The sequence below is a fragment of the Neobacillus dielmonensis genome, from assembly GCF_000612665.1.
Taxonomy (GTDB): domain Bacteria; phylum Bacillota; class Bacilli; order Bacillales; family Cytobacillaceae; genus Neobacillus; species Neobacillus dielmonensis.
The window spans coordinates 11,703-24,096 of sequence record NZ_HG942042.1 but is presented as its reverse complement, the minus strand read 5'-3'; the positions used below and the strand labels follow the sequence as shown (position 1 = coordinate 24,096).

The following is a 12,394-nucleotide window of genomic DNA, read 5'->3' as shown; positions in this document are numbered from 1 at the left end:
GTGATAAAATAAAATAGTATACAATTTTGAAATATGGGGGAAGTTAATGTGAGGTTTGTTCGGGCAAACTTAAGTTTAAAATTTTTCATTTTCCTCATTGCGGCGTTTTTACTGATTCATGCACCATTAATAGGGAACTATTTTAGGGTAATTAATACCCTGTTTCATGAATCCGGTCATGCATTGGTTGCTTTAATGGGAGGGAAGGTTGAACGAATATCTCTGTTTATGAACTCTGAAGGTGCAACCTATAGCAGGCAAACTACTTGGATTGGCAGTTTTGTAACCAGTATGTCGGGATATATATTTTCATCTTTTATGGCCTTTTTATCTTTTTTACTAATCGGGAAGAAAAAACAAAACCTGTTAATAGATATTCTGTTAGGGTTTATTGCGTTGAATCTAATCTTTTGGGTTAGAAATCCTTATGGGGTATTTTGGTTGTTATCTTTTGCTTTATTTTTCTTATATTTATTGATAAAAGGAAGTCAAGGCTTACGAAACCATTTATTATTGTTAATTGCTTCCGTGTTACTGGTAGATTCAATAAAAAGTTCCTATGAAATTCTTTATCTTTCTTTTATTCAGCCTAGTGCTGCCGGGGACGCGGCCAATCTTGCCAGACTATCACTTATCGTTCCAGCCCCCATTTGGGGTGCATTCTTTTTTATTCAGGCTTTATGGTTTGGATATTTTGGGTTAAAAAGAGGCTATTATCGTATAAATGTTTGACTATATTGTTTCTGCAGGATAGGCGAGTACCGCTTAAAAGGGTATTTGCTTATCCTATCTTTTTCTCCTCTTTTCTTTACTGGGAAAGCTTTAAGTAATATAATTTATAAATCGTCGAAAAAATGTATAAGATAGGTCGAACGATAATACACTAACTTTCATGGAAAGAAATTGAATGGTGGTACGCGCTATGGTAAAACTTTTTACAGATATTGATTTAGATGGACTGGGCTGTGGGTTAATCGCTAAACTGGCATTCGGAGACCAGGTTAAAGTGTCGTATTGTTCATACCGCAATTTAAATCAAAGGGTTGAAGCGTTTTTAGCTAATCCGGACAATAATCAGGAACAACTATTTATTACAGATTTAGCAGTAAATGAGCATGTTGAAAAAAAATTACAAAGTAGATATCAGGAAGGGAAGCATGTTCAGGTTATTGACCACCATGTAACGGCTATGCATTTTAACGATTATGCTTGGGGCAGTGTGATTCCGAAATACGAATCGGGTAAAAAAACATGTGCTACTTCTCTATTTTATGATTACTTAATAGAGCATAAACAAATGGAACGGAACAAAGCACTAGAAGAATTTATTGATTTAGTTCGTCAGTACGATACATGGGAGTGGGATGAAAATAATAATATTGCCGCAAAACGATTAAATGACTTATTTTACATAATGAACAGGGAACAATTTGAGGAAGAAATGATTAAACGGTTGTCTGGAGATAAAGAGAATTTTTCTTTCACGGACACTGAAACGATGATTCTTGATATCGAAGATCAAAAAATCAATCGGTATATCCAATCAAAGAGTAGACAAATGGTGCAAACATTTGTTGGAGATTATTGCATTGGGATTGTCCATGCTGAGCAGCATCTTTCTGAATTGGGGAATGCATTAAACAATTTAAGTCCTCACTTGGATATGATTGCTCTATTAAATATGGGTACAAAGAAAATGGGCTTTCGTACAATTCATGACGAGGTAAATGTCGCGCAATTTGCAAAAGAATTCGGAGGAGGGGGCCATCCCAAAGCGTCAGGGTCCGAATTGACAAAGCAAGCTTTTCAAACTTTTGTTGTTAATGTATTTAATGTACTTCCGCTTAAACCAGACGCAGACAGGAACGAATTTAACGTGAAAGAGTCCAATGTTGGGACAAGCTATATAAATCATAATGGGGAATTTTCCTTTATCATACCAAACGGGAGTGGGGGCTATGACCTAATCCATAATGGGGTGAATGTGGAACATACTTTCCCTAATTTTACTGAAGCAGAACAGTTTGTTAAAAGAAATTACTCAGCTTGGCTTAGATACGATAATGAATTCTTACCGCAGACAGCAGCGTTGCTAGGAATTCCAGTGGCAGAATTAAGAGAAAATTACACCGATATCATGAGTTCCCGGCTAGTTGATATCATGGTTGCAAAAAAGGCATAGACACTATGCCTTTTTTTGCTGACAAATAGGTGAATGCGGAATAATAGGAAATTAATCGTAGTAATATTTTATTATTATATTGGAAATGTAAATCAGTTGAAATTAAACGTAATTGCACAAACACATTTCTGTAATATTTATGGTGTAAACTATAAAAAAGGTATTAAAATTAAAATAGTTATCTTTCTAGATATTATTTTATAACCAACATATATGATAATAAAATAACAATATTACTATACCTTTTGATTGAAATCCGTATCAGGAGGGATAGAATGGCTTCTGGATCTAAAAGAAGTGAATACTTTGATAATGCTAAGTTTATTTTAATTTTTCTTGTCGTCTTTGGACATGTCATTAGCCCGTTGAAAGAGTACAATAAGGTTTTGTATACGCTGTATACGTTCATTTATTTATTTCATATGCCGGCATTTATCATGATTTCCGGGTATTTTGCTAAGAATTTTAGAAAAAAGGGATACTTAATAAAGACATTCAAGAAAATACTGATTCCTTACTTTATATTCCAGTTTATTTATTCCATCTTTTATTATGTAATTGGCAAAGAATCAACTCTTCACTTTGATATTATGGAACCGCATTGGTCTTTGTGGTTTTTACTGAGTATGTTCTTTTGGAATGTTTTCCTATATCTGTTTTCAAAACTGGGATGGACTGGCTTTTTTGTGGCCGTGGGTATGGGGATTGCAGTGGGATACGTGAATGAAATAGGAAGCTTCTTGAGCTTGTCAAGAACGTTTGTATTCTTTCCTTATTTTTTTATCGGCTACATGCTTAAGGGGAATCAATTAAAAAAGCTAGTCAGAAATCGATTTTCACTTCCGATTGGCTTAGTGATTATTGTCTCAACAATCATATATTTTGCTATTGGTTTCCCTGATAGTGCAATTCCTTGGCTATTGGGTGATACCTCCTATGCCGGTATGGGAGGGGAGCAACTGCATGATGGAGCGTTGCGGGCCGTCCAGTATCTTGCCACACTTATTGTAACGTTTGGCTTTCTAACCTTAATTCCGTCATCAAAATTAAAATTGACAAAGATTGGCGAGAGAACACTTTATGTCTACTTGTTCCATGGATTTATTATCAAACCAATTCAGACGGTTTTACCGGAAGAAAGTTTAGATTTAGTTTCTGGAAATTACTTGATCCTGATAATGTTCTCGTTTATAATCTGTACGATTTTGGGAAGTTATCTGGTGAAGAAGTATACGAAACCAATTGTAGAGCCGAAATTGCGGCTAGGTAGCGGAGGAAGTTGAATAACATGAGAAGGTAATTCCTTGATGGGATTACCTTTTTTAGGCATTAAATTAGCTGGACATTTTCTATGTCCAGCTGGTGGTTGCATGAATTAAAAACCAAATAGGGAACTGACAAAGTTTTTTTTCTTCCGTTTCACTTTTCCGTTGTTTAACACCATTGGTTTATCCTTTAGCTGCTCTTCTTTCATTTCGGCCAGCTCTAATTGGAGACGTTCAATTTGCTGACTTAATTCTGTCACATGACTTTGCAATTCTTCTATTTCACGCCTGTGCTGAAGAAGTTGATAGGATACCACGGAATCGGCTTTTCCATCCAAGTCCTTTTCTAAGCTTTTTATTTTTGCATTTAGCATTTCAATTGCTTCATCTGATCCGGCAGTTTTAATTGTTCCTCTCCTAACAGTTTTATCCTTTGGGGGAGTAATTTCCTGCAATAGAATCCCATTTTGTAATTGATCGTGAATTTTTTTTAATACATTAATATCTTCTTCCCTAAAAAAGTAATGGCCTCGTTCGTTTCGCTCCATTTGTAAATCAAGCTGTTTTATCCACCGTTGAATTGTACTAACAGAGACACCTAATAATTTTGCCACCTCACCTGTATTCATGAGCATACCTCCACTTTTTTAAAATGGCCTCAAACACGAGTGACGAGTTACAAATTGCTTAATCCCAAAATCTCCACCATTTCTTTTCTTTAGCAGCAGCAACCTCTCGAAAATTGGTTAGCATTTGTTGAAAAGCTGCTTCTCTTTGTCGAATATCCCTACGAAATTGCTCACGGTCCTCCATAAGAAAATCACGGTCTTGGGCTAAATTTTCTGCTAATTGGTATATTTCATTATTGGTATGATCGAAATATCTTGTGATTTCCTCAGTAGTATCATCGAGTTGTTTGGAAAGATTGGTGATCTCTTCATAGGTCTCAATAGAAACATTTTGAATGCTCTTTGATAGGTATTGGATCCTATCAGCTGTAACCTCTGAGGCTTTATTGATGCTATGAGAAAGCTCCTTAATTTCTTCTTGTGTGTTGGCATTAGATTTGTATACCGAATCCGATATTGATTTGACCGTTAGTAATGTTCCTTTTGAGATTTCCTTTTTTACCTCGTCGATGACTTCTTTGCGGACGGTAGTACGGATTTCCTCCTTTACCTCATTTAGAAAGTTTTTGGAATAAGTATCCATAGCCTCGAAGAACAAACTCGTATTAGAAGCAGTAAACTCCATAGCTTGGGGTTCTGGTTCAGGTATAACTTCTAAACTAATTTCATCAGGAGGGGTATATTCAACCCGCATCTCCTCTTTTTCCTGTTTATCGTTAGTAATTTCGATTTCCTGGCTGCCATTAAGTATTTGCCGGATTTGCTCCTTAGATAATTTTTGGGCATACAGTTGTTTAATCTCTTTCATCTGATTAATTTCCGTGACAGTATAAATCCTTGCGCCCTGTTTTGAACGCGGAATTTCAAGTAAGCCTGTTAAATCCTTTTCCCACTGCCGGATGGTCCCAGGAGTTACGTTTATTTTTTTTGCTGCCTCTTTAAGTGTATAGGATTTCACTAAAACCATTCCTTTCTATTTATCTCGGAATATCTGTCTTTTAGTAATTCACCATTTTATAGTCAATTTTCCTGCTTCATGACAAAAGCTATCAAAACAAGACTGTAATCTTGAAATAACAACATTTTTTTAGGTAATTGTCCTTGATTGCCGAAAATTTTAATGAAAATGTTTTATTTTGCAGAAAAAAACAAAAGAGGATCACTCTTTATGAGTCATCCTCTTGTTATGTAAAAATCGTGGAGTTATTCCACCAAACCAATCTTCTTTAAGCCATTGTAAATTCCCGAATTTGTTACTGTTGTAGTTTTATGTTTTGCATATCGAAAAAGGTCTGGATGGCTATTTCCCATCGCAAAACTTTCCCCGACACTTTGTAGCATTTCTTTGTCATTCATACCATCGCCAAAAGCAATCGACTGTACCTTATCAATTCCTAGATGCTGTAAGACTTGATTTACTCCGTAGCCTTTATTAACTCGTTCATGAATCACATCATAACAATGCTGCATGTTGCCTATGTTTACTTGAGATAAGCGAATTCCTGCATTGTTAGTGTAAAGAGATGTGTCTCCCGGTCTTAAATTGATTAAGGTCATCCCCAACACACGGTGATCAATGGCTGGAGTGTAAGAATGGTTTTTAGAAAGCGAAAAAACTTTAATGAACTCTTTTATGAAAGGAGACTGTAAATCTGTAAAAGCATTTGAGCTGTTTGTATAAAGTACCGCCTCATGTTGGTTTTCCTTTGCAACTTTTAAAAACTGTTTGACGATTGGCTCCTCCATAGGAAACTGGTATAAATCTTGTCCGTGATAGGTGGCATAAGCACCGTTATAACCAATAAAGCTTTTTACATTTAATTGTTGGGCCAAATCTTCCATCTCATGAAGCGGTCTTCCTGTTGCTATAAACACCTCAATGCCCATGGACTGGACTTGAGCAATTGCGTTTTTGGTTGATTCTTGAATGGTGTGATCAGGGGGGAATATGGTCCCATCAACATCTAAAAATAAAATTTTATATTGGGTCATAAAAGTTCTCCTTTTATATTCACTACGATTAGTTTACACGAAAATCATTCATCCATAAAGGAACATTTTCCACTAAAGATTAGGGAGAATTTATTGGTGAAATAATAATAAAATGATACCTAGGGAAGGCGGGGTTTTATGAAACAGTTGATTATAGTTTTTGTAACATGGCTTTTATTAGGAATTTCGACTACTGCCAATGCTTCAGAAAAAGTACCTATTCTTGTCTATCACTCGATTGCGGAATTTACTGGACATGGTCAGAAAGAATTGTACGTAACTCCGGAAAATTTTGAAATGCAAATGCGTTATCTACGGGAAAACGGGTATACGATGCTGACCTTTGAAAGCTGGCAAGAAACAGAAAACGTAAGCAAACCAATTTTTGTCACCTTTGATGATGGATATAAAAATAATCTTAATGTTCATCAGATCTTCCATAAGCTTAAAAATGACCAGTTTCTACCCGCTGCAACGATATTTGTCATCTCTGATTTCATTGGACGGAACAATCGATTATCAGTCAGGGATTTGAAAATGCTCGCAAACTCAGGGATGTTTTCGATTCAATCTCATACAGCTACACATCCGGATTTAACCAAAGCTGCAAATCTAGACGATGAACTGAAGCGATCAAAACTGAAAATTGAACAAATCACTGGTAAGCCGGTAATTGCTCTTGCATATCCATTTGGCAGCTATAATAATCAAATCATCCATCATACTCAGAAATATTATTTATACGGCTTGACGACTACACCAGGCCCTTATATTAAGAGCGGTTTGAAAGATGAGTATCTACAGCTGCCAAGAACGTATATTAAATACTCAACAACCCTAGATCAATTTAAAGAAATCGTCCAAACTAAATAACGGGAGCAGTAGTAAGAAAAGAAGATATGAAAATCCAATGTAACCTGTCCGAAACTTCCGTGTAATCTAATTTTGCTAAAATAAACAAAAGAGCAAATTTAAATACGGCGGTGTAAAGATGGAAGAGACAATGGTGAAATCTTATGTGCAAAAGTCATTAGAGGAATGGAAAGAGGATATACACAAGGTGCTTGATGAAATTGAAAAAGAATACGAAGAAGTAGCACAGGAATTAAAGGTATATTCGTATAAATATGGCATAACCAAACAAGTGATACAATCGACAGTGAATGAAGAAATTATTGAAAAGATTCGAGAAATGTATCATAAACCTTTTGAGGAAAATTATAACCAACTAAAAGAATACATACGAGACCTAGAGGAAAAAAAGAGAGTGTTTCAAATGTTTGTCCAGAAAATTGATGAAGTAAACCGCAAAGAATCGGTTAAGGTAACAACATATTAATTAAAGTGTGAATGACCCGCCAGATGGCGGGTTTTTGCTTATTCTTCTCGACCACTTGCTCTTTTTGATTTATCTACATGATATAAGCTGATGCATATAGTAATAACAAGACTTATATAAAGGGGTGGGATTGTGATTAACGCAAAGATTGGAACGAAATCTTTCCGAGTCCCGGAAAATCTTGAAGCATATTTTAAAGCCTTTCGCCCCCATGTAATTGGGATTGCCCAGAAGTTTGAGTCGCCTTATGGAACCAAAGAGATTATTTATGCTGACTGGACTGCCAGCGGCAGATTGTACCGTCCAATTGAACAAAAAATCACAGAGGTTATTGGACCGTATATGGCCAATACCCATACAGAATCCAATATAACTAGTTTAATGATGACAGGACTTTACCATCAAGCCAAACAAATGATAAAGGACCATGTCAATGCGGATGCAAATGATGTTGTCATTCTGGATGGCTTTGGGATGACTTCTGTGATCAATAAGTTTCAGCGAATGCTAGGTCTTAGAGTTCATGAAAGCTGGAAAGGCCGGCTTCGGATTCAGGAAAAAGATCGCCCCGTTGTTTTTATCACCCATATGGAGCATCATTCGAACCAGACTTCTTGGCTGGAAACCATAGGGGATGTGGTAAAAATTAACCCGGATTCCTCTGGTCTTGTAAATATTGGCCATCTGAAAGAATGCCTGAAATCGTACCAAGATAGGCCATTGAAAATTGGGGCGTTTACGGCTTGTTCTAATGTGACCGGGATACAGACACCCTATCACCAGCTGGCAAAAGTTATGCATGAGAACGGTGGTATTTGCCTAGTGGATTTCGCGGCATCGGCACCCTATGTGAAAATAAATATGCATCCAAAAGATCCACTTGAAAAATTGGATGCTATATTTTTTTCACCCCATAAATTTTTGGGCGGACCCGGTACGAGCGGGGTAATGGTGTTTGACTCTAGGATTTACGCAAACAAGGTTCCGGACCATCCGGGGGGCGGAACTGTGGTTTGGACAAATCCCTGGGCAGAACACCAATACCATAAGGATATTGAGATTCGGGAGGACGGGGGGACGCCGGGGATTCTACAAGCCATCCGTACAGCTTTCTGTCTCAATTTAAAAGAGTCAATGGGAATCGACAATCTTTTGAAACGGGAAAAGCAGCAGACAGCTTTGGTAATGGCCGAGCTGGAGAAGCTCCCAAATCTCCATATTTTGGAAGGGTATATAAAAGACCGCTTGGGTATTATCTCCTTTTATATTGAGGATATCCACTACAATTTGATTGTCCGTCTCCTTAATGACAGATACGGGATACAAGTTAGGGGGGGCTGTTCATGTGCTGGTACGTATGGACACTACTTATTAAATATAGACAAGAAAACATCCAAACAAATTACAGAAAAGATTAATCAAGGTGATATGTCAGCAAAACCAGGCTGGGTTCGTTTTTCACTTCATCCAATTATGACGGATGAGGAGCTGCTATTGTTTGTTCATGCACTACGGGAAATAATTGATAATATCGATCATTGGAAAAAAGACTATCGATATGACCCTTCTAATAATGACTATTATTTTATTAAATTTAAACGGGAAGACATGACGCCATACTTTAGGCTAGAGAGTTAATCTGAATATAAAAAGGGGCAGAAACGCTTTCAACAACCAAGGATCCCTCTAAAAAAGAGGCTAACATTGTTAGCCTCTTTTTGAACTATTCAGCTTTTGCTGCTTGTATTTGAAGATTAATTTTTACTTTGTCTCCAACCAGCACTCCGCCAGTTTCAAGTGCTGTGTTCCAAACTAAGCCATAGTCGGAACGGTTTAATGAACCAGTAGCGCTAAAACCAGCTTTTTCATTGCCCCAAGGGTCTTTTCCTTGACCTTCAAAGGTAACTTCGAATGTTTCTTGTTTAGTCACCCCGCGAAGAGTTAAATCACCGGTTACTTTATATTCACCTTCGTCTGTTTTTTCAATATTTGTTGCTTTGAAGGTCATAGTTGGGTGATTTTCAACATCAAAGAAATCTGCTGAAACGAGATGCCCGTCACGATCAGCGTTACGGGTGTCAACACTTGAAGTTTCAACCGTAAATTCGATGGAAGCAGTTGTTAAATCAGCTGGGTCGGCTTCAATTACTGCGTTAAAGCTGTTAAATGTTCCTTTTACATTTGCAATCATCATGTGACGAACTGAAAAATCTACACTGCTGTGCGCAGGGTCTAATGCCCATTTAGTTTTTGCCATGAATAATCTCTCCCTTTGTTTTGAAATCTTTTATCTTGAATTTGAAATAATTTAATTCAAGATAAATTATAGAGGGGATACATGTTGATTGTCAATCGTTTTTTATTCATTTTTCTAAAGAGATTTCAAATACTATAAATTGTACGTCTTGTTACTGTCAAGGAGAAAAATTACCTCCAATAAAAAAAACGCCATTTGGCGTTTTTAAGTACAGTTTTAAATTAAATTGTTGAAATATTTAATTGAAAATGATAAAATGACTTTTGGTATTACACTCGCATATTTATTTGCTGTATAAAAACCCTATTATAACATTACCACATTTTCATTCTATTTGTCAAACATTTTGTTAAAACTTTTCGAGGAGTGGTTAGATGAGTGACATACAAAACAAAGACTGGCAGCAGGAACAAGAACGGGTTGAAATGGTTGTTAAAGAAGTAGATAAAAAAATCAAAAAACTTAAACGGAATACCAGTAAGGTAAGTTCAGATGTCCTCGAGATTCGCAAAACCTTTTGGCAGGATGTAACGGTTAATTTAGATGAACCAGATGATGTAATTGAAACTGCAGCCAGCATAAAACAGCAGTCTGAACTGTTATCTGAGCGAGAACGGACACATAATCAGTTGGATAAGCAACTCAATACCCTTGAAAGGTTAAAATACTCTCCGTATTTTGGACGGATCGATTTTTTGGAGGCAGGGGAAAAGTCTCCAGATCAAATATATCTTGGCATCTCTTCTTTGATGGATGAACAAGAACAAGATTTTTTAATCTATGACTGGCGTGCGCCAATCTCGAGCATATATTACGATTTCTCGCCAGGTCTCGCTAGTTATCAAACACCTGAGGGACTGATTGAAGGAGAAATGGAATTAAAGCGGCAATTTATTATTCGCGATGCAGATATAAAGAGTATGTTTGATACGGGTGTAACGATTGTGGATGAAATGCTTCAAGAAGTACTCGGAAATAATGCCAGCACCCAAATGAAAAGCATTGTGGCTACGATCCAACGTGAACAAAATGCTATTATCCGTAATGTAAGTAGTAAAGTATTAATTGTACAAGGGGTCGCTGGAAGCGGTAAGACTTCAGCTGCCCTACAGCGGGTTGCCTACTTATTATATCGTTATCGGGGAACCATAAAATCAGAAAATATCATGTTGTTCTCACCAAATCCTTTGTTCAATAGCTATGTTGCTACTGTGCTTCCTGAATTGGGTGAGGAGAATATGCAGCAATCCACATTCCAGGAATATCTAAATATGCGTCTTGGTAGGGAATATGACGTGGAAGATCCTTTCATGCAAATCGAATATTTATTAAACGCTGAGGCTCAGGAAGGATATCAAACAAGAGTAAATGGGATTCGCTATAAAGCGAGTCTAGATTTTAAAAACATCATTGATGACTATGTAATAGCACTTTCTGAAGGAGGGCTCATCTTTAAAGATTTAACCTTTCGAGGTGATTTGTTAATAGCTAAAAAGGAAATTAGAGATTTCTTTTATTCTTTGGACCGAAGTATTTCTATTCCTAATCGGCTGCAGCAGGTGCAGGATTGGTTGAAAAAAGAATTGAGACGCTGGATGAAGCGGGAGCTTTCACGCGAATGGGTGGAGGAGGAAATTCAGTTTCTAGAAAAGGAAGACTATCTAGAGGTTTATAAACAACTTCAATCCCAAAATCAATTTACTGAGAGTTCATTTGATGATTTTGACCGGGAACAAAGGCTGCTTGCTGAAATGGTGGTAAAGGAAAAATTTAAACCGCTGTTTAAGGCGGTAAAACAATTAAAGTTCCTGGATCTGCAGCAAATATACCTACAATTATTTAATCAAAGTCATATAACTGCAAACTCCCTACCGGAAGATTGGAAGGAAATTTGCAGTCAAACCATTGATAAGTTGGAAATATTCTATATTCCATATGAGGATGCTACACCATTGGTCTATTTGGAGGATTTGCTTGAGGGACGGAGAACGAACACTGGAATTCGCCATATTTTTGTTGATGAAGCGCAGGACTATACTCCTTTTCAATTTGCCTTTATTCAAAGGTTATTCCCATATAGCAGAATGACTTTATTAGGAGACTTTAATCAAGCTATCTTTTCAGGTGCAACTGGAGCTGAGACGGTTTTAACTGACCTATCCTTAAAAGAAGATGAAGTGGAAACTTTTGTTTTAATGAAAACCTATCGTTCAACAAAGGAAATAGTTGAATTTACAAAAGGATTGATTGAAGGAGGAGAAGCTATTAAGCCGTTTAACCGCTTTGGGAAGAAGCCAGCAGTGACGATGGTCAACAAGGAAAGCTTAAATGAATTAGTTGTAACCAAGGTGAAGGAACTAAAGCAGGAGGGTCATAGAACCATCGCAGTTATATGCAGAACAGCTGATGAGAGTTTAAAGGTATTTGGAGCAATAAAGCAAGATGTAGATGTACATTTAATTGAAAAGGGAACCCTTTCTTATGAAAAAGGTGTTCTCGTGATCCCATCATACCTGGCAAAGGGGATTGAATTTGATGCCGTTATTCTTTATGATATTTCACAATATCAAAGTGAACGAGAGCGGAAATTGTTCTATACAGTATGCACAAGAGCCATGCACGAACTCCATTTGCTGACCACAGCTGGCATTAATCCGCTTATGGAACATGCTTCAAAAGATACCTATTTGTTCATAGACAATCATTAACATAAAAAGCTGTATGGATTTC

Annotated in this window: 11 protein-coding genes; 7 read left to right on the top strand and 4 right to left on the bottom strand. The window is 36.9% G+C overall.

The genetic code is table 11. The annotated features are described in order from the left end of the window. Positions 1-48 precede the first annotated feature (48 nt). The 3 genes from BN2425_RS04815 (at position 49) to BN2425_RS04805 (ending at position 3,465) form a co-directional block, all read left to right on the top strand. Positions 49-732, top strand: coding sequence for a M50 family metallopeptidase (locus BN2425_RS04815; protein WP_052352779.1), 684 nt, complete (start codon positions 49-51; stop codon positions 730-732). A 190-nt stretch (positions 733-922) separates the two neighbouring features. Next, positions 923-2,182 (top strand): DHH family phosphoesterase, encoded by a 1,260-nt coding sequence (locus tag BN2425_RS04810; RefSeq protein WP_042455710.1) that lies wholly within the window; start codon positions 923-925, stop codon positions 2,180-2,182. A 275-nt stretch (positions 2,183-2,457) separates the two neighbouring features. Then, the gene (locus BN2425_RS04805; protein ID WP_042455708.1) at positions 2,458-3,465 is read left to right on the top strand and encodes an acyltransferase family protein; all 1,008 of its coding nucleotides are present in this window, start codon (positions 2,458-2,460) and stop codon (positions 3,463-3,465) included. A 92-nt stretch (positions 3,466-3,557) separates the two neighbouring features. On the opposite strand, the gene BN2425_RS04800 is transcribed toward BN2425_RS04805, so the two are convergent. The 3 genes from BN2425_RS04800 to BN2425_RS04790 form a co-directional block, all read right to left on the bottom strand. After that, positions 3,558-4,076 (bottom strand): MerR family transcriptional regulator, encoded by a 519-nt coding sequence (locus tag BN2425_RS04800; protein ID WP_042455705.1) that lies wholly within the window; start codon positions 4,074-4,076, stop codon positions 3,558-3,560. Positions 4,077-4,134: 58 nt separating this feature from the next. Further along, positions 4,135-5,034, bottom strand: a complete 900-nt coding sequence (locus BN2425_RS04795; protein ID WP_052352778.1) for a MerR family transcriptional regulator — start codon at positions 5,032-5,034, stop codon at positions 4,135-4,137. A 245-nt stretch (positions 5,035-5,279) separates the two neighbouring features. Next, positions 5,280-6,068 carry an HAD family hydrolase gene (locus tag BN2425_RS04790; RefSeq protein WP_042455699.1) on the bottom strand — a complete coding sequence of 263 codons (789 nt, stop codon included), beginning with the start codon at positions 6,066-6,068 and terminating at the stop codon, positions 5,280-5,282. 138 nt (positions 6,069-6,206) lie between these two features. Between BN2425_RS04790 and BN2425_RS04785 the strand changes: the two genes are divergently transcribed. From BN2425_RS04785 to BN2425_RS04775, 3 genes are all read left to right on the top strand, one after another. After that, entirely contained in the window at positions 6,207-6,941 is a 735-nt protein-coding gene (locus BN2425_RS04785; RefSeq protein ID WP_052352777.1) for a polysaccharide deacetylase family protein, read from the top strand. A gap of 118 nt (positions 6,942-7,059) precedes the next feature. Further along, on the top strand, positions 7,060-7,407 hold the full coding sequence (locus BN2425_RS04780; protein ID WP_042455696.1) for a hypothetical protein: 348 nt from the start codon (positions 7,060-7,062) through the stop codon (positions 7,405-7,407). A 132-nt stretch (positions 7,408-7,539) separates the two neighbouring features. Continuing rightward, positions 7,540-9,045 (top strand): aminotransferase class V-fold PLP-dependent enzyme, encoded by a 1,506-nt coding sequence (locus BN2425_RS04775; protein WP_154663459.1) that lies wholly within the window; start codon positions 7,540-7,542, stop codon positions 9,043-9,045. A gap of 85 nt (positions 9,046-9,130) precedes the next feature. Here BN2425_RS04775 and BN2425_RS04770 read toward each other — a convergent pair whose 3' ends face one another. Further along, positions 9,131-9,664 (bottom strand): YceI family protein, encoded by a 534-nt coding sequence (locus BN2425_RS04770; RefSeq protein WP_042455691.1) that lies wholly within the window; start codon positions 9,662-9,664, stop codon positions 9,131-9,133. Positions 9,665-10,038: 374 nt separating this feature from the next. On the opposite strand from BN2425_RS04770, the gene helD reads away from it, so the two are divergent. Next, entirely contained in the window at positions 10,039-12,372 is a 2,334-nt protein-coding gene (helD, locus tag BN2425_RS04765; protein WP_042455689.1) for an RNA polymerase recycling motor HelD, read from the top strand. Positions 12,373-12,394: the final 22 nt, after the last annotated feature.

Excerpts from the sequence above, each read along its gene's own strand:
- BN2425_RS04805 (WP_042455708.1), top strand. The coding sequence starts at position 2,458 with ATGGCTTCTGGATCTAAAAGAAGTGAATACTTTGATAATGCTAAGTTT.
- helD (WP_042455689.1), top strand. The coding sequence starts at position 10,039 with ATGAGTGACATACAAAACAAAGACTGGCAGCAGGAACAAGAACGGGTT.
- BN2425_RS04800 (WP_042455705.1), bottom strand. The coding sequence starts at position 4,076 with ATGAATACAGGTGAGGTGGCAAAATTATTAGGTGTCTCTGTTAGTACA.
- BN2425_RS04810 (WP_042455710.1), top strand. The coding sequence starts at position 923 with ATGGTAAAACTTTTTACAGATATTGATTTAGATGGACTGGGCTGTGGG.
- BN2425_RS04785 (WP_052352777.1), top strand. The coding sequence starts at position 6,207 with ATGAAACAGTTGATTATAGTTTTTGTAACATGGCTTTTATTAGGAATT.
- BN2425_RS04790 (WP_042455699.1), bottom strand. The coding sequence starts at position 6,068 with ATGACCCAATATAAAATTTTATTTTTAGATGTTGATGGGACCATATTC.
- BN2425_RS04770 (WP_042455691.1), bottom strand. The coding sequence starts at position 9,664 with ATGGCAAAAACTAAATGGGCATTAGACCCTGCGCACAGCAGTGTAGAT.
- BN2425_RS04780 (WP_042455696.1), top strand. The coding sequence starts at position 7,060 with ATGGAAGAGACAATGGTGAAATCTTATGTGCAAAAGTCATTAGAGGAA.